The organism is Sinorhizobium sp. M4_45 (assembly GCF_002885915.1).
Lineage (GTDB): Bacteria > Pseudomonadota > Alphaproteobacteria > Rhizobiales > Rhizobiaceae > Sinorhizobium > Sinorhizobium meliloti_A.
Genome location: NZ_NWVE01000003.1, coordinates 13,399 through 31,207, shown reverse-complemented (window position 1 = coordinate 31,207; position 17,809 = coordinate 13,399). Strand labels below are relative to the sequence as shown.

The 17,809-nt window shown below is 63.7% G+C and carries 14 protein-coding genes; 9 read left to right on the top strand and 5 right to left on the bottom strand.

The features are described from left to right. Window positions 1-13: 13 nt before the first annotated feature. Both CN933_RS10430 and CN933_RS10425 read right to left on the bottom strand, forming a co-directional pair. Complete coding sequence (locus CN933_RS10430) at window positions 14-928, bottom strand: ABC transporter permease (RefSeq protein ID WP_102761435.1); 915 nt, start codon at window positions 926-928, stop codon at window positions 14-16. An 82-nt stretch (window positions 929-1,010) separates the two neighbouring features. After that, window positions 1,011-2,510 (bottom strand): ABC transporter substrate-binding protein, encoded by a 1,500-nt coding sequence (locus CN933_RS10425; RefSeq protein WP_018095900.1) that lies wholly within the window; start codon window positions 2,508-2,510, stop codon window positions 1,011-1,013. Between the two features lie 316 nt (window positions 2,511-2,826). Here CN933_RS10425 and CN933_RS10420 point away from each other — a divergent pair, with 316 nt between their 5' ends. From CN933_RS10420 to CN933_RS10410, 3 genes are read left to right on the top strand one after another with little or no spacing between them, the layout of a single operon-like run. Further along, the gene (locus tag CN933_RS10420; protein WP_102761745.1) at window positions 2,827-4,014 is read left to right on the top strand and encodes a sialidase family protein; all 1,188 of its coding nucleotides are present in this window, start codon (window positions 2,827-2,829) and stop codon (window positions 4,012-4,014) included. Further along, a complete protein-coding gene (gene pdxA / locus CN933_RS10415) occupies window positions 4,014-4,979 on the top strand; it encodes a 4-hydroxythreonine-4-phosphate dehydrogenase PdxA (protein WP_018095898.1) in 966 nt (321 codons plus the stop codon). The genes CN933_RS10420 and pdxA overlap by 1 nt, the downstream gene beginning before the upstream one ends. Beyond that, on the top strand, window positions 4,976-6,082 hold the full coding sequence (locus tag CN933_RS10410; RefSeq protein WP_102761434.1) for an iron-containing alcohol dehydrogenase family protein: 1,107 nt from the start codon (window positions 4,976-4,978) through the stop codon (window positions 6,080-6,082). Before pdxA ends, CN933_RS10410 begins: the two co-directional genes overlap by 4 nt. A 59-nt stretch (window positions 6,083-6,141) precedes the next feature. Here the strand turns inward: CN933_RS10410 and CN933_RS10405 are convergent, their stop codons facing one another. Next, the gene (locus CN933_RS10405) at window positions 6,142-6,843 is read right to left on the bottom strand and encodes a FadR/GntR family transcriptional regulator (RefSeq protein WP_003532059.1); all 702 of its coding nucleotides are present in this window, start codon (window positions 6,841-6,843) and stop codon (window positions 6,142-6,144) included. A 3-nt stretch (window positions 6,844-6,846) separates the two neighbouring features. Then, window positions 6,847-7,878: a four-carbon acid sugar kinase family protein gene (locus CN933_RS10400; RefSeq protein ID WP_102761433.1), complete on the bottom strand. Its 1,032-nt coding sequence runs from the start codon at window positions 7,876-7,878 to the stop codon at window positions 6,847-6,849. A gap of 398 nt (window positions 7,879-8,276) precedes the next feature. On the opposite strand from CN933_RS10400, the gene CN933_RS10395 reads away from it, so the two are divergent. The 4 genes from CN933_RS10395 (at window position 8,277) to CN933_RS10380 (ending at window position 13,228) form a co-directional block, all read left to right on the top strand. After that, window positions 8,277-9,143 carry an inositol monophosphatase family protein gene (locus CN933_RS10395; protein WP_026168687.1) on the top strand — a complete coding sequence of 289 codons (867 nt, stop codon included), beginning with the start codon at window positions 8,277-8,279 and terminating at the stop codon, window positions 9,141-9,143. 28 nt (window positions 9,144-9,171) lie between these two features. Beyond that, window positions 9,172-9,789, top strand: coding sequence for a dual specificity protein phosphatase family protein (locus CN933_RS10390; protein ID WP_018095894.1), 618 nt, complete (start codon window positions 9,172-9,174; stop codon window positions 9,787-9,789). Continuing rightward, complete coding sequence (locus CN933_RS10385; RefSeq protein ID WP_102761432.1) at window positions 9,783-11,504, top strand: metallophosphoesterase family protein; 1,722 nt, start codon at window positions 9,783-9,785, stop codon at window positions 11,502-11,504. The genes CN933_RS10390 and CN933_RS10385 overlap by 7 nt, the downstream gene beginning before the upstream one ends. Window positions 11,505-11,584: 80 nt before the next feature. Beyond that, window positions 11,585-13,228, top strand: a complete 1,644-nt coding sequence (locus tag CN933_RS10380; RefSeq protein ID WP_102761431.1) for a Na/Pi cotransporter family protein — start codon at window positions 11,585-11,587, stop codon at window positions 13,226-13,228. Window positions 13,229-13,294: 66 nt separating this feature from the next. On the opposite strand, the gene CN933_RS10375 is transcribed toward CN933_RS10380, so the two are convergent. Next, window positions 13,295-14,281 carry a LacI family DNA-binding transcriptional regulator gene (locus CN933_RS10375; protein WP_018095891.1) on the bottom strand — a complete coding sequence of 329 codons (987 nt, stop codon included), beginning with the start codon at window positions 14,279-14,281 and terminating at the stop codon, window positions 13,295-13,297. Between the two features lie 515 nt (window positions 14,282-14,796). Here CN933_RS10375 and CN933_RS10370 point away from each other — a divergent pair. Continuing rightward, window positions 14,797-16,644: an ABC transporter permease gene (locus CN933_RS10370; RefSeq protein ID WP_102761430.1), complete on the top strand. Its 1,848-nt coding sequence runs from the start codon at window positions 14,797-14,799 to the stop codon at window positions 16,642-16,644. Then, a complete protein-coding gene (locus tag CN933_RS10365) occupies window positions 16,644-17,777 on the top strand; it encodes an ABC transporter ATP-binding protein (protein WP_102761429.1) in 1,134 nt (377 codons plus the stop codon). The genes CN933_RS10370 and CN933_RS10365 overlap by 1 nt, the downstream gene beginning before the upstream one ends. The last annotated feature ends 32 nt before the right edge of the window (window positions 17,778-17,809 follow it).

Sequence of the window (17,809 nt, the reverse complement as noted above, 5' to 3'; positions counted from 1 at the left end):
GTCCGTCGCCTCCTCAGTGCCGGATGCGAGGATCGAGCAGCGCATAGGCGAGATCGATCAGCACGTTCATGAGGAAGATCGCAATGGCCGTGACGAGGATTGCCGCCAGCACCACGTTGAAATCGCGCTGCAGGATGGAATCGATCATGAGCTTGCCGACGCCGGGAAAGCCGAAGATCGTCTCGACCACGACCGCGCCGTTCAGCAAGCTTGCCGCCTGGTCTCCGACCACGGTGATGACGGGCAGCATCGCATTGCGCAGAGCGTGGATGAAGATGATCGGCCCGGACTTCACGCCCTTGGCCCGTGCGGTCTTCACATAGGCCGAGGACAGCGCGCTGACCATGGAGCCGCGCACCACCTGGACGATGATGCCGAAGGGGCGGACGAAGAGAATTGCGATCGGCAGGATCCAGTGCGCGACCGATCCGGTGCCGGATGTCGGCAGGATCGCGAAGTTGATCGAGAAGATGACGATGGCGACGATCGCCAGCCAGAAATCCGGAACCGACGCGCCGATGAGCGAGACCATCGACGACAGCCGGTCGAAGAAACCGCCGGAGCGGAAGGCACCCAGCGAGCCGACGACGATCGCCGCTCCCGTGACGAGCGTCATCGTGATGACGGCAAGCCAGAGAGTCCAGGTGAAGGCTTCGAGGACGACATCGAGCGCCGGGCGGGCCTTGCGCAGGGACTCGCCGAGATCGCCGGTGACGACATCACCCACATAACGGGCGAACTGGACGAGGATCGGATCGTTCAGTCCGTGCAGCTCGCGGAACTGCTCCTTCATCTCGGCGGAGGCTTCGACGGGCAGAAACAGGGCTGCCGGGTCGCCGGTCATCCGGGACAGGAAGAATACCATGACGATCAGGCCGATGAGCGAGATCAGGCTTGCGAGCGCACGTTGGCGGATGAATCTGAGCATGGCAGCCCTCGATTTTGCATGAGGCGGCGGGGGTCCCGCCGCCGGAAGTTTCATTTCGAATGGCCGCTGTCCGCGGTTCAGATCATTTGATCTTGATCTCGGAGAGCTGCAGCATGGAATTCGTCGCCATCGTGGGCTTGAAGTCCAGTCGCTCGGACACCCGCGAGAAACCGACCATGTGGAACAGCAGCACATCCGCCACCACGTCGTCATGGACGTAGGCGATGAGCTCGGACCAGAGCTTGGCGCGTTCGTCTCCGACGGCAGCCGAGGCACGGGCGATCAGGTCATCGACCTTCGGATCGGAAAAGCCCGACTGCGTGCCTTCGGAGTCGTATTTGAAGAACATCGAGAAGGAGGGGTCGCCCTTCGAGTTGTCGTGCATCGCGGCAACCAGCTGCGGACCGCGTCCTTCCTTGAAGGGCTTCGAATAATAGACTTCGTGCTCGGCGACTTCTACGAATTTGAGCTCGACCTTGAGCCCGACCTCCTGCAGCTGCGCCTGGATGGCCTCCATGATCTCGGTCACGTTCGGGAAGTTCGCGGTGCGCGCGATGATGGTGATCGGCGTGTCTACCTTGACGCCATCGGCCTTGGCCTCTTCGATGAGCTTCTTGGCCTGCTCCGGATCGTAGGGGAAGACCTTCACGTCGGGGTTCCAGCCGAGCGTCGGCGGCGGAACGATCGCGGTGGCAAGGACGGCGCTGTCGGGCACCAGCGTACCGAGGAAGGCTTCGCGGTCGATTGCAAGGTTCAGAGCGCGACGGATGCGGACGTCGTTCAACGGCTCGATATTATGGTCGATGCGCAGATAGACGGTCTCGCTGTCGAGATAGGAGAAGTCGGTGGCCGGGTTGGTCGCCTCGGTCTGCGAGATGGACGGCGACAGATCGGCCTCACCCGTCTGGACCATGGCAGCGCGGACCGCAGGATCGGCGCGGAACAGATAAGTCGCCTCGGTAACCTCGGGCTTTTCGCCCCAGTAGTCGTCGCGGGCGGAAAGCACGATCTGCTGTCCGGGCGTCCAGTCGGTCAGCTTGTAGGGGCCGGTGCCGACGGGTTCGCGCACGAATTCCATCGGCGTCTCTTCCGGCACGATCGTCAGCAGCGACAGGAGCAGCGGCAGGATCGGCTGAACCGGATCGACCGTGAAATCGACGGTCGTGTCGTCGACGACGTCGATCTTGATGTTCATGCCGCCGAAATAGCGGCGCGACTCACAGGCATTCTTGTCGCTCATCACGCGGTCGAAGCTGTACTTGACGTCCTTGGCGTTGAAGTCGGTGCCGTCGGAGAACTTCACGCCTTTGCGCAGGTGAAAGCGCCAGCTCCCATCCTCCTTCTGCTCCCAGCTCTCGGCAAGGCGTGGCATCAGGCCCTTGCCCTCGCGAAGGTCGAGCTCGGTCAGGGTCTCGCTGACGTTTTGCATGATGATGCGGCCGATATTGGAGCGCGTGGCCATGCAGGGCTCGAGCAGGTCCGCCTCTTCCGGCAGAACGATCTTGACCGGCCCGGATGCCGCGAAGGCCGGGGCGAGCGCGGAGCCCAGCATCAGGGCTCCCATAATCAGTGTTCTTTTCATTTGCATTCTCCTCCCTCTTGGATCTCGTGTGTGGCGCGGCGACTTCGTTCGCCTCTCTCCATGCGGGCTGCGGCAATCAGCCTCCTCGCCGCTAAGCGCCCTTCTGTCGCCGAATTGACCAGACCATCCGATTTCTTATCAAGTTTGTCAAATTGTTTTCGCCTCCATCCGGGAATGAAAAATTTACAACACAAAATTTCACATCAAAAACAGCAATTTAGCGAAACTAACGCTCGAGTTAGATCGCGTCATACAAAAATAGAAAACTTGACAACTTTCGAAATTCCGCGATTGTCCGATGTATGAGGAGGCTTTCATGACGCCTGACGAAATCGCAAACGCAATGACCGGCAAGCTCCGGGAGACCGGGGGAGGGCGATTGGAATCGCTCCTGCCCTCGCCCATGGTGCAGAACCACGCAGCCTTTCTGCACAGGCTCGAGGACGGAAGTCTCGTCTGTGCCTGGTTCGGCGGGACGCTCGAGGGAAAATCCGACATTTCGATCTTCGCGTCGGTGCTCGCCCCCGGCGCCGCGCACTGGGGCGAGCCGCAGCGGCTGAGTTTCGATGCCGAGCACTCCGAGCAGAACCCGGTGCTGTTCACGGCGCCCGACGGGCGGCTCTGGCTTTTCCACACGTCGCAGCCCTCGGGCAATCAGGACGAATGCCGCATCCGGATGGCCGCAATCGAGAGGGATGCCGCTGATCCGACCAGGCTTGCCGCTTCCGAGGGGCGCTATCTCGACCTGCCGCGCGGCTGCTTCATCCGCGCGCCGCTCGTCATCAGAGATGACGGGGCATGGCTGCTGCCGATCTTTCGCTGCATCCAGCGCCCCGGTCAGAAGTGGAACGGCAGTCACGACAATGCGGCCGTCGGCATTTCGACCGATGGCGGCCGAAGCTGGCAACTCGCCGACCTCGCCGGTTCGATCGGTTGCGTGCACATGAGCCCGGTGGCTGTCGGCGACACCCGCTACGCGGCTTTCTTCCGCCGCCGCCAGGCGGACCAGGTCTACCGCGTCGAGAGCGTCGATGGCGGGCGGACGTGGAGCCTCCCGGCGCCGACCGACGTGCCCAACAACAATTCCTCGATCGCCGTCGTCCGGCTCGGGGACGGCCGGTTGGCGATGATCTGCAATCCGGTGAATGCGGCCCTTTCGGCCGACCGGCGCGCATCGCTTTACGACGAGCTCGGAGACGACGACGGCCGGCCCGACGCCGATCCTTCAGGCGGATGCGTGCCGATCTGGGGCGTGCCGCGGGCGCCGGTGAGCGTCTGCCTGTCGGCCGACGGCGGGCGCACCTTCCCCGACCGTATCGTGATCGAGGACGGGCCGGGGACCTGCCTTTCCAACAATTCGACCGACGGACACAACAAGGAAATGTCCTATCCGTGGCTCCTGGAAGGGGACGACGGCAGTCTGCACGTCGCCTACACCTACCATCGGCGCGCAATCAAATATGTCCGTCTGCCGCCCGGGTGGGCCGACGAGGGGAGAAACTGATGAGCAAGATTATCGGCATCACCATGGGCGATCCCTGTGGCGTCGGACCGGAGATCACGGTCCGGTCGCTTGCTGAGATGTCGGCTGCGGACCGGGAGGCGACCCGCATCTACGGCAACCTAGCGACGCTTGAGGCTGCCAGGGAGGCGCTTGGCCTCTCGGTCGATCTTCAGCCCTATGTCGTCGACCTTCCGGTCGAGGGCGCGCCGCTCGCCTGGGGAAGCCTTTCGGCAGTGGCAGGCGACGCAGCCTTCCGGTTCATCGAGCGCGCGGTCCGCGATGCCCAGGCAGGCGACATCGGCTGCATCGTCACGGCGCCGATCAACAAGGAAGCACTTAACATGGCGGGCCATCATTACGACGGCCATACCGGCATGCTGCGCAGCCTGACCGGATCGAGCGCCGCCTATATGCTGCTTGCCTCCGAGCGACTCAAGGTCATCCACGTCTCCACCCATGTGTCGCTCAAGGAGGCGATCGGCCGCGCCACCACCGAGCGGGTTCTTGCCACGATCCGCGCCGGCAACGCGCATCTGAAGCGCATCGGCTACGAGCACCCGCGCATCGCGGTCGCCGGCATCAATCCCCATTGCGGCGAGAACGGCCTGTTCGGCACGGAAGACGATGATCAGATCGGGCCTGCGGTGGCGGCCGCGCGTGAAGAAGGCATCGATGTGCAGGGGCCGATCTCCGCCGATACCGTGTTCCATCGCGCCTATTCGGGAGGCTTCGATCTGGTCGTCGCGCAATATCACGACCAGGGTCATATCCCGATCAAGCTGGTCGCCTTCGATACGGCGGTCAATGTTTCCGTAGATCTTCCGATCGACCGCACCTCCGTCGATCACGGGACTGCCTTCGATATTGCCGGAAAGGGTATCGCCAATCACGGCAACCTGAATTCCGCGATCGCCTATGCGCGCAAACTCGTGGCCGGCAAGGCAAGCAGAAAGGCAGCGTCATGATCACGATCCATCAGCCGCGCCGACTCGTCGTCGGCGCCGGAAGCATCGGGGAAGTCGGCGCCTGGGCCGGTCAGGTCGGCTCCACCCTGGTCATCGCGACGCCGGTCACGTCCGGATTTGTCGACAGCCTGAAGCTCTCGGGCGAGGTCGACTTATTCGACGCGATCCCCGGCGAACCGGATATCGCGACACTCGAGGCGGCGCTGGATGCCGCGCGGAAAGCGCGCCCGGACCTGATCGTCGGTCTTGGCGGCGGCTCGGTGATGGATGTCGCCAAGCTGGTCGCGGTGCTCTGGGACTCCGGGCAATCGCTCGCCGATGTCGCCGGGCCCAATCGCGTGGCCGGCCGCAACACGCGCCTTGCGCAGGTCGCGACGACCGCCGGCACGGGTTCTGAGGCCGGGATCCGTTCGCTGATCACCGACCCGGACAAGGGCATCAAGATCGCGGTCGAAAGTCCGCACATGATCGCCGATCTCGCCGTGCTCGATCCGCAACTCACCTACAGCGTGCCGCCTGCCGTCACCGCGGCGACCGGCGTGGATGCCATGGCCCACTGCGTCGAGGCCTTCACCAACCGCAAGGCCCATACGATGATCGACGGCTTCGCCCGGATGGGGTTCAACCTCGTCGGCAGATATCTCGCCCGTGCCGTGCGCGACGGCGAAGATACCGAAGCGCGCGAGGGGATGATGCTGGCATCCTATTACGGCGGCATATGCCTCGGTCCCGTCAACACGGCAGCCGGGCACGCCATATCCTATCCGCTCGGTACGCTGCTGCATCTGCCGCACGGCCTCGCCAATGCGATCATCTTTCCGCATGTGCTCGCCTTCAACCAGCCGGCCGTCGTGGCAAAGACGGCGGAAGTCGCGGATGCCCTGGGGCTTGGCAAAGATCTCTCGCAACGTGATCTGCTCTCGGCCGCGAAAGGTTTCTGCGCCAGCCTCGGCATAGAGATGTCTCTGGCCGCCAATGGCGCGAAGGAGTCCGACCTGCCGCGCTTTGCCGCCGATGCGCATGCGATCCGACGGCTGATGGACAACAATCCGGTCGACATGAGCGAGGCGGATGTGCTGGAGATCTATCGGGCGGCGTTCTAAGGCCTGTTGCGACTGGGGAGATGCTTCTCTCCCTTCGCCTTCCCCGGCCGGTTCTGCCTCTACTGTGAGGCCAGGAACAGACGGTCGCGCGATCCGGTCAGATGCTTCAGCATCAGCATGCGGGCCTCCTCCGCACTGCCCGCGGCGATGGCATCGGCAATCGCCTCGTGCTCGGCGAAAACCCTGGAGAGGCCGCTGGCCTCTCGCTTCACCGAGATGCCATGGAACTTCATGCCCACGGCGATGTGCTCCTTCAGCGCCTCCATGGCGGTCGAGAAGTAGCTGTTCTGGGCCGCACGGGCGATCGCAAGATGGAACTGGAAGTCGGCATCCTCCCGGTGGGATTGCCGGTTGGTGGCGTCGCGCAGCAGTTCGAGTGCCCGGCGGATCGATGCGAGGCTCGTCTCGTCGTGCCGGAGCGCTGCCGCGGCCGCAGCCGCAGGCTCCAGCGTCAGCCGGAATTCATAGCAGTTCAGGAGATCGGCGACGTTTTCGAGCTGGCCGAAACCGAGCGGCTCGCGAAGGCCCACGGCTCTCACGAAACTGCCCGCGCCACGCCGGGAATAGATGAGCCCCTGGTCCCTGAGGCGCTTCAGCGCCTCCCGGACGATCGGCCGGGATACCTCGAACTCCGTCGCCAGCTCATGCTCCGTCGGCAGACGCTCGTCCGGCTTATAGGCGCCGGACTTGATCGCGCGGTGCATTCTTTCGAACACGATGTCGGGCAGGCCCTTGCGGGGGGTCCCTTCCTGCAGTCCCATCGTCTATCTCGCCTCCCCCGTGATTTGCCTTGCGATGTCGCTCAGCGTATCCGGCCCGCCGAAGCCGCCGGACTTGGTGATGATATATCGGTCGTCGGCGAAGGCCAGCGCCATTCCGGGCATGCATTCGCCGAGGAGGCGGAAACGGGAAACGCCCATTCTTGCCAGCACGGCCTCGGCCGTTGCGCCACCGGTAAGAAGCAGGGTCGTGGCCGCGCCGGTGAAGGCCGGAACGACGCTGTCGGCCAGGTTGGCGGAGACCTCGGCCGGGCTGAGCGACGTCTCGCCTTCGACCGCCTGAATGATCGTCACCGCTCCGGTCACCGGGGTGCCGGGCTTCAGCACCCTGCCTCCGACCGCCGGGATATACTCGGCGGGGCGGTTATCGCGCAGCACGTCGACCTGCTCGACGGTGATCGGGTCGCGCGATCCGACGACGATCAATATAGGCTTGCGGGGCAGCGGTATCAGCGGCAGCGTTTCGCTATCCGTCATCCGGTGGGCAAGTGCATCGGCAAGGCCTCTCGCGCCGATCATGAGATCGCAGCCGGCCGTCTCGGCGCTCGCCAATGCGGCGAGCATGTCCTTGCGCGACATGGTATCGGGGATCAATGCGCGAGCCGCATGTCGGCCGAGCCTCTGAGCGACCGGGATAGGCGCCTCCACACCGAACCCCCGGACCTGGCCGTCGACCACGGTACGGCCGAAATCGGGGATGGCCGGCGCGACAAGGGCGCGCGAAAAAGGGGTAGCGTCGAGTTCTGCCTCGATATTGCCCTTCAGCCTCGAGTCGACCTTCTTGAAAATCCGCGCACCTTCGGGGACGTGCTTCAGGAAGTCGGATGTCGCCTTGCGCGCCTCATCCGGGGAAACCTCGCGGCACTTCACGTTGACGACGAGGATGTCCGGTCCGTCCGCCAGTGCAGCATCCACGGAGTCCAAGGCGAGAGCGACTTCCGTATGAAGGCCGCGGCCCGCAAACGGGGCAGCTGAATCAAGGGCACCCGTCAGATCATCGGCGAGAATGACAAGCATGGGGAGACGCTGAAAATCCGATTGTTGTTATCTTACGTGTCGTATTTTCTACATGTATTGCAAGGATTTGCAAATTTAAATTTACAAATATGCCGCAAAACGCGCCTCGTCTCCCGCGCTGGCGGCACCATTCTAGTCGGATTTGGAACAGAGCTTGCTTTGCGGGAAAACGTCCAACAATGATCCGTTGCGTGAGCTGCTGATTGCCTTCGGGGATGCAGGCTAGGTGGTCCGGAAGCCTACGGCCACGCCTTCCACGTCGGTAATGGGGTTGTTGGGTCCAGTAGGTCCGCACAAAGGCAGACCGAGATCCCGAGCGCGAACTGTGGCCGATCGGGCTTGAACGCGATGAACACGTGTGCAATATTGCGCGCGTGTGCAATGAAGTGGAAGCGCCGGTGAGTCGACAGCCTTATTCCGATGACCTCGATAGTCGTGCAGAACTTTGTCGCGAGATCATTCGCTCAGCCGGCGCATTGACCCTGCAAGGGTTTCATGGCGAGGCCAGGCAGAACGTTTCGATGAAAGGGCCTCAGGACTTCCTGACCGAAGTGGATGCCGCCTCCGAGGCCTATATCCGCCACGCGCTTGCCGCGCATTTTCCGGGCGACAGCTTCTTTGGTGAAGAGGGTGGGGGAGCGATAAGCGACCGGGTCTGGGTGGTCGATCCCATCGACGGCACGGCGAATTTCGCGCGGGGCATCCCGCATTTCTGCATCTCGATCGCCTTTGTCCAAAGCGGGGTGACCGAGATCGCCGCGATCTACAATCCGGCGCTGGACGAGCTCTACTTCGCGCGTCGAGGGGCGGGCGCGACGCGGAACGGTGTTCCCATTCGGGTCGCCCAGACCGCCCGCTTCGACGCTGCGTCGCTGGAAATGGGTTGGTCGATGCGCGTGCCGAACACGGCCTATCTCGGCGTCATGGAAGCGCTGCTCGGGATGGGCGCCAATGTTCGCCGCGCCGGTTCCGGCGCATTGGCGCTCGCTTACGTCGCTGATGGCCGCTCGGACGGCTATATTGAACTGCACATGAATTCCTGGGACTGCCTTGCCGGCCTTCTGCTCGTGAGCGAGGCGGGCGGAGTCGTCTGCCCATACCTCGAGATCGGCAGCCTGGATGCCGGCGGCCCGGCTCTGGCCGTGGCACCCGGCCTCGCATCGGACACGAGCCGCGCCTCGAACATACCACTGGCCGCATATGCGATGCCGACGGACCGGCCTGAGCAGCGCGCGGAGCCGGCCGATTGGCGTATTGGAGGCTGACGCGGCGTGGCCGCGAAGAGGAGACTGCATGGATGCACCTGTCCATACCCGACCGGCCATCAGCCTGATTGCCGAAAAATTGGGGCCGCACGGCTCCGCTCTCTACATCGGCGGCAGCGATGGCGCGCGCGACCTGGGGCTTCTGCGACAAAACGGCATCACGGCCGTCGTCAATTGTGCCATCAACCTCGACATCAACTATGTCGAGGGGCCTTCCGACGAGGCGGATGGCGAGCGCAGGGCGTCCGGCTTCGCGGCAATACGCTACTACAAGATCGGCATGATCGATGACGAGGGCAGCCCCGACACCATGATGCTGGGAGCCTATTACATACTCGACGGTGCGCTTCGCCAGTCGATGCCGAAGCGGCCCACCTATCCGTTCCGGGACGGCGGAAACATTCTCGTCAACTGCCGCGGCGGACGAAGCCGTTCCGTCTCGCTCGTCGCGCTCTTCCTCCACAAGCAGCAACCTAACCTTTATCCGAGGCTTGAAGATGCCGTGGCGGCGATCCGCACGCGCAGGCAATTGATGCCGGACGAATGGTTCGAGACGCCGAAGCCGATGCTCTACGAGGCAGCAAGGAGGGCCTCCGCCTGGATCGACATGATCGAGTGCGAACGGCAGAAGGAGAGGCCATGCTGAAGCGTACCCTGCCGGCCGTCGCCGTAATCGCCGATGCGCATTTCCACGATGTCGATACGGATTTCGGCTTTGCGAGAGTGGCCGTCGAGGGTCGGGAAGTCACCATGCGCAGCTGGGCGGACACCCGGCAATCCACACGCGTCTTCAATGAAAGCGCGGAGGCGTTTTGGGCGGCCCTTGCCGAGGTACGCCGGCGCGGCATTCGTCACGTCGTGCTGCTCGGGGACTATACGGACGACGGCCAACGCGCGACCACGAGCGCTCTGCGGGACATTCTCCATGAGCACGCCAATGCGTTCGACATCTCGTTCTATGCGCTTCCCGGCAATCACGACATCTTCGGGCCACGGGGCAGGCATCACACGAAGCAATTCCTCGGCCGCGACGGCCGGGGCATTCTCGTCACCAGCGATGCGAACGGCGCGGGCAGCGGCGTCACCGTCAGTGACCGCATGTATTGCGAAGGCTATCCGGCGGGCCTCGATCCGATGGCGGCCTTCGGCTATTTCCGCAGGCCCGAATATCTCCATTGGGAGACCCCGTTCGGCACCTCCGATGCGGTCGAAGACCGCCGATACGGGGTGGCCTCACCGGACGGCAGCAATCGCTACGAGTTGATGGACGCGTCCTATCTGGTCGAACCCGAGCCCGGTCTCTGGCTGCTGATGATCGATGCCAACGTCTTCGAACCCGTGAACGGGACGTTTGAATGGGGTGAGGAAGCGGCTTTCATCGACAGCACCTCGGGCGGCTGGAACGCGATGATCCGCTGCAAGCCTTTTGTCGTCTCCTGGATCGCCGACGTCTGCGCACGGGCACGGAGGCTCGGGAAGACTCTGCTTGCCTTTTCGCACTATCCGGTGCTCGACCCTTTCGATGGCGCGACCGGCGCCGAGGCAGCGCTGTTCGGCGAGACCAACATCGCCCGGCGCACACCCCGAAAGGATGTCGAGCGGGCGCTGCTTGCGGCCGGACTGTCGCTCCATTTCAGCGGGCACCTTCATGTGGAGGGCGTCACGCGCCGCGGCAGCGGCGACCGGTCGCTCACCAATATTGCGGTCCCGTCGCTCGTAGCCTTTCCGCCGGCCTTCAAGATCGCGCATCCGGGAGAGGGGAGCGTCGTCGTGGAGACGGTGGAGCTGTCCGGACTGCCTGCCGACCAGCGGCTCCGCAGCGCCTATGAACGAGAAGTCGCGCTGCTCGGCGAAGAGCCGGAGGCCGCCTTTTCAAGCTCCACTTACGGAGCCTTTCTCAGGGCACACAAGCGGGCACTGGTCAGCCACCGCTATTTTCCCGAGGAATGGCCGCCGGCAGTCGTCGAGCGCGTGGCAGACCTCACGCTCGAGGAGATCGCGTGTATCTTCACCGAAGAGAGCGCCGGCGGCGCTCCGATTCTGTCCGCTTTGGTGCACGCTTCGGCGATCGACATCGCCGAGCTGAGAAGCCTGCCGATGATCGAGCTCGTCGCCGATTGGTACTGCCTTCGGCAGGGGGCATCGCTCGCTTTGCCGCATATCGAAAAATCGCGGCTGCCCCTCTATCGTTTTCTGGCCGAACGGTTCGGATGCGCGCCGAGGAGCCGACACGACAGTTCGGTGAAAGGCTTCCTTGGCATATTCCTTGGAGCGTTGGGTCTGTTTCTGGACCGCGCGGAAAATGGTGAGGCGCAGATCGTCGTTGCCTCGGATCCGGTGCAGCAAGACGCTCCGGCGTGAGTGGTCGGATGGCCTATGCGGCGCGGGAAGAGAGGCGCACCGTCGCGTCAACCCGTTGGCAGGCAGGTTAGGGTGGGCTCATGGAATCGGCCATTGTCGGCATCAATCTCTTCGGCGCGGTCGCGCTGCTGCTCTACGGGCTGGCACAGGTCAAGGACGGCATGTCGCGGGCCTGGGGCGCGCGGCTGAGGACCGGCCTCGCCGCCGGCACGCGCGGCGGGCTGCGTTCGTTCGCTGCAGGATTCGTCGCCACAGTAGCCCTCCAGAGTTCGACTGCGACCGCACTCATGGTCGCCTCTTTCGTGGAAAAGGACCTGATTGCGCCGGCGATGGCACAGCTCGTGTTGCTGGGCGCCAATGTCGGGACGGCCGCCACGGCGTGGATCGTGGCGCTCGGTCTTGGCTGGCTGTCGCCGCTGCTCATTCTCGCCGGGGTTGCCCTCGCCCGAGCGCGGTCCGGCGCGCGCAGCGGCGCCGGCAGCGCCGTCGTCGGCATCGGCCTCATGCTGTTGTCATTGCATCTGCTCTCAGCGGCGACCGATCCGCTTCTGCAGTCGCCGGCACTCCGCGCCTTCCTGGCGATGCTCGACAATGCCTGGCCGGTGGCTTTGATCTTCGCCGCCGCACTCGCCATTCTCGCCTCCTCCAGTCTCGCCATCGTGGTGCTCATCCTGTCGCTGGCCTCCGCGGGCGGCATCTCGACCGCGCTCGTCGTCGTTCTTGTCCTCGGTGCCAACCTCGGCGGGGCCGTGCCGCCGGTGCTTGCGACGCTGGGTGCTTCCGCAGGCGCGCGGCGCGTAACGATCGGCAACCTCATCGTCAGGGCAACCGGCTGCGCCATCGCCCTGCCGCTGGCCGGCTATTGTGCGGAATTCATGGAGTTGGCAGGGCTTTCGCCGCAAAAGCTCGCCGTCGATGTCCATCTTCTGTTCAACCTGGCCGTGGCGCTGATCGCCTTTCCAGTGTCGCCCCTTCTTTATCGGCTGACGGCCGGCCTCATCCCGCAGGAGGCCGAGAGCGACAACGGGCCACGCTACCTGGACATGAAGGCCCTCGCGAGACCCGTCGCCGCACTTGCCGGTGCCGGTCGCGAGGTCATGGCGGTGGGCGACCTGATCGAGAGCATGCTGGTGCGGGCCCTGGACGCGCTCAAGACGAACGACCGCTCGATGCTTGCCGATATCAGCATGCTCGAAGGGCGGGTGGACCGGATCCAGCATGAGATCAAGCTCTACGTGTCGAGGGTGGGCAAGGACGATATGACGGAAGACGATCACCGCCGGGCCCGGCATATCGTCGACTATGCCATCAACCTCGAGCATATCGGCGATATCATCGAGAAGGGGCTGCATCCCGAGATCGCAAAGAAGATCAGCCTCGGCCTGCGCTTTTCCGAGGACGGTCAGGGCGAACTCGCAAGGCTCTTCGCGATCACGCTCGACAACCTGCGCATGGCCCAGGCTGTCTTCGCGACCGGCGACGCGGAGTTGGCGCGCCGTCTCGTGGAGGTGAAGGAGGAGGTGCGCCGGCTCGAGAAGCAATCGGCGGAATGCCACCTGCAGCGCCTGCGCGAAGGGCGGTTGGACAGCATGCAGACGAGTTCGCTGCATCTCGACATGCTGCGCGACCTGAAGCGGATCAACGCCCATGTCGCCTCGGTTGCCCACCCGATCCTCGACGGCAGCGGCCTCCTGATCGAGAGCCGCATCCGCCAGGCCGTCTGAAGCTGAAGCACTTCCAGGAGGCGTGCGCAGCGGTCTTCCGTCCGGACGTGCCGGAATCAACAGGCCTTAGCGCGCCGTCTGCCGCTCCACCAGGGCTACCGGCACGATCTGCATCCGCGTTTCCGGTTCGTCGCTGTCCAGGGCCGAAAGCACCTTTTCCGTCAGGGCCTGAAAGGATTGGGCAACCGTCGTGAGCCCGTAGCCTTTCCAACCGGCCTGCGGAATGTCGTCGAAGCCGACGATCGAGACGTCCTGCGGTACCCGCCGGTTCATTTCCAGCCGCGCCGCGTCGAGAAAGCCGAGCGCCAGAAGATCGGTCACGCAGAAGGCGCCGTCGATCGCCTTGTCGACCAGAAGCTCACGCCCCGCCTGCAGCCCGGACTCGTAAGTCGTCGGACCGCCCGACCAGGCGACGACGTCCACGCCCTCGGCCTGCATTCGTTGCGTGAATGCCTTTGCCCGCCGCAACTGGGCGGGGGTCTGGCTGCCGCTCGTGACGACGGCGACTTTTTTGCACTTCGCCTCAATCAGCCTCAGTGCCGCGAGGTCGGCGCCGTGGGAGTCGTCGCTCAGCACCATGTTCGTGTCCGTGCGGTCGAGACGCTGGTTGATGAGGATGAGACGCACGCCATTGGCGATGCATTCATCGACGATCGAGGCGGGCGGCTCGCCGGAGAGAACGACGATCGCCTGGGCGCGAAACTCGAACAGAAGCTCGATGAGAGGGGCTATGTCCTGGCGGGCGTCGGCGGCATTCAGAAGGAGGCATTGCTTACCCTGGCGCAAGAGCCCGATGCTCAGCAGGTCCAGCTGCTTGGAAATGAAGGGCGAGGAGAGATTGGCGCCGACGACGCCGATCAGGTTGGAGCGGTCATTGTTCAAGACCTGGGCGAGCCGATTGACGCGATAGCCGAGCTCGCGGGCAGCCTTCAGGACCTTGCGCCGGACAGTCTTCGAGACGCTGGCACCGGGAGTGAAGGTACGCGATACTGCCGAGCGCGAGACGCCCGCACGTTTTGCGACCTCCTCGGCCGTCACAAAAGTCCTCGCCATCCGTCCTCCTTTCGGCATCGATCAGCCCTCTATCAGAGGCCATGAACCGCGAAAAGTTCCAAGCGGAAAATTGCTCGGGCCGCGGCCGGCCGGCCTTTAATCCCTGCTGCCTTTCCCGGACCCGACAGGCACATCGAGCCCATTGCGGAGCGGTAACGCAAATGAACACGTGTGCGTATCAAAAATAACCTGTAAATACAATATGATAGTTAATTGATCACGTGTGCATTTTTCTGTTGACAAACGAGCGAGCTGAATCGATCATACGTTCCATAAAAACGCGGATTTTGGAATTTTTATTCCATGAGCGGGCCGGACGACAGCGCGGTTCGTCTCAGTGGGAGGAGACGCCGCGAAGCTGTTGGCGGCGACGTCGCAGCAACGGCACGGCCCGGGAGGAACGGAGGCGGGCTGCCGATGCGGTACAGCGGGCCCGAGCTTTCCGCAAACGACTTCAGCGCGCGGCGACGGACATCGATGCCGGCGAAGCAGCATAAGCGGCCATGGGAGGAACAATGGCTCTTCTAAGTGAACCGGCAAAGGCGGCAGCCGAAAACCGGTCTGCCACGCCTTCGGCCTGGCAGGCATGGCGCTATCGGCTGAAGGTTGCCCTGCGTGAACCCACGACCCTGATCGGTGTTCTGACGGCGCTGCTGTTCACATACCTGATCGTCGTTCCGATCATTTCCATCGTGCTCGACGCCGTGCGCGTGCAGTTCGGGCACGAGCGGCGCCTGAGCAAGGATGTCGGCGATCTCACGCTCTACTATCTCGACAGAGCGCTGTTCTCGCCGGTGTCGGCGGACCTGTTCTGGCGACCGCTCTTCAATACGCTCTCGGTTGCCGTGGGCGCCATATCGCTGTCGCTGCTGATCGGCACTGTGCTTGCCTGGCTCATCAGCCGAACGGACATGTTCGGGCGCCGCTGGTTCGCGACCGCGCTGATCGTGCCCTACATGCTGCCGGCCTGGACCTTCGCGCTCGCCTGGACGACGCTCTTCAAGAACCGTACGGTCGGCGGCCAGCCCGGATGGCTGGAAGCGATGGGGCTGACGCCGCCCGACTGGCTCGCCTATGGCCGGATTCCGATCACCATCATCCTCGCGCTGCACTATACGCCCTTCGTCATTCTCCTGTTCGGCTCGGCGCTCAGACGCTTCGATTCCCAGCTCGAGGATTCGGCACGCATTCTCGGCGCCAAGCGCCACCAGGTAGCGCTGCAGATCATCCTGCCCCTGATGCGGCCGGCATTGCTCTCCTCGATGGTGCTCATCTTCGCCAAGTGCCTGGGCGAATTCGGCGTGCCCTATGTGCTCGGTCTGCCGGTCAAGTTCGAAGTTCTCTCGACGTCGCTCTTCCGCAGCATCGCCTCGCGCCAGACGGGCGTCGCCGGGGTGATCGCCGGCTCGATCATGCTGATAGGCATCATCACTCTGTGGATCGATGCACGGCTGGTGCGCGAGGCACGGCGGTTCGTCACGATCGGTTCGAAGGGGTCGATGAACCGGCAGAGTCGACTTGGCCGCATGCGTCTGCCGGCGGCCGGATTCGCCGCCACGGTCTTTCTGTTGAGCGTCGGCTTGCCGCTCCTCACCTTGTTGCTGTCGACGATCATGAAGATTCCTGCGAGGTTCACGCTCGACAACTTCACGCTGGACTACTGGATCGGTCGTGATCTCGACACGATTGCCCTGAAGACCGGCATCCTCTTGAGCCCCGATCTCTGGGACGCTGCAAAGAACACGCTGACGATCGTCGGCCTCGCCTCGGTAACCTCCGGCATTCTCGGCCTGCTGGTCGGCTACGTGGTCATCCGCACGCCGGTGCGCCTCCTGTCGGTCTATCTTCGGCAGGTGACCTTCCTGCCCTATCTGGTGCCCGGCATCGCCTTTGCCGCTGCCTATCTGTCGCTTTTCGCGGTTCCCCGCGGCCCATTGCCGGCGCTCTATGGCACGGTCATCATCCTCATTCTCGCGCTCATAGCCGACCAGATGCCCTACGCCTCGCGCGCCGGCATCTCGGCCATGACGCAGCTCGGCAAGGACCCGGAGGAGGCGGCCCAGGTCGCCGGAGCCGGCTGGCTCAGGCGGATGATCTCGATCGTCATTCCAATCCAGAAGGGCTCGCTCGTGACCGGCGTGCTGCTGCCGTTCATCTCCGGGATCAAGGGCCTCAGCCTTTTCGTCATCCTGGCGGTGCCGAGCACGGATGTGCTGACCACCTATTCGTTGCGGCTGGTCGACTACCACTACACGCAGGCCGCGAATGCCGTGGTGCTCATCATCGCCGCCATCGCCTATGGCGGCACGCTCATCGCCCAGAAGCTGACCCGCACAAATCTTGCAGAAGGACTTGGAAGCTGATGCCAACGATCAACCTGCGCGGTGCGCAGAAGAACTACGGCGTGAATTCCGCAAACGCCGTGTCCAACCTCGATCTCGAGATCCGCGATGGCGAATTCATGTGCCTCCTCGGCCCATCGGGCTGTGGGAAAACCACGACGCTCCGGATGATTGCCGGCCTCGAGAACCTGTCGGGCGGCGAAATAAGGGTCGGCGATCGTGTGGTCGACTGCGTGGCCGGCGGGGTCTTCGTACCGCCGGAGAAGCGGGAGATGGGCCTCGTCTTCCAAAGCTATGCCTTGTGGCCGCATCTGACGATCGAGCGCAACACGGATTTCGGCCTCAGACTGCGGAAGCTCCCCAAAGCGGAAAGGGAGGAGCGCGTCGAGCGCGTCATGCAGGCGCTCGATATCGCCAAATACCGGGACCGCTATCCGTCGCAATTGTCCGGCGGCCAGCAGCAGCGAGTGGCCCTTGCCCGCATGCTGGCCATCAACCCCGGCGTGCTGCTCCTCGACGAGCCGCTCTCCAATCTGGACGCGCGGTTGCGCCTGGAAATGCGGGCGGAGCTCAAGCGGCTGCATAAGGAATTCAAGACCACCATCGTCTTCGTCACCCATGATCAATGGGAAGCGATGACGCTCGCGACGACGATCGCCGTCATGAACGAAGGCACTCTGCAGCAGATGGGCACGCCGAACGACATCTACGATCGCCCGGCGAACCGTTTCGTCGCAGAGTTCGTCGGCAGTCCCCCGATCAACATATTGGCCTTCGGCGAGCCCGGCACGTCCGACGTGGCCGACAAGGCGGAGGCCTATCTTGCCACGCGTTATCCGCACCTCACGGGGGTAGGCTCCGTTGGCATCCGCCCGGAGGCGATCGGCTATGCAACGCGGATCGAGGATGTGCCGAAGGGCAGCTTCTCCGGCGAGACAACCGTGACCGGCGTTCTGCCGACGGGAGGCAACTGGATCCTGGAGCTCAGGAGCGAGAGCCACACGCTGTTTCTGACGACCCACGTTCTGCCGCGGATCGAGCAGGGCGCCAGGGTGTTTTTCTTCGCGCCGCCCGAGGCCCTGCATGTCTTCGATACGGACGGCCGCCGGATCGCGGAGGCGGACGCGCGACTGAGAAGCCTTGCCTACAACTGACAACCGACAACCGAAAACCTGCGGAGGGAGAA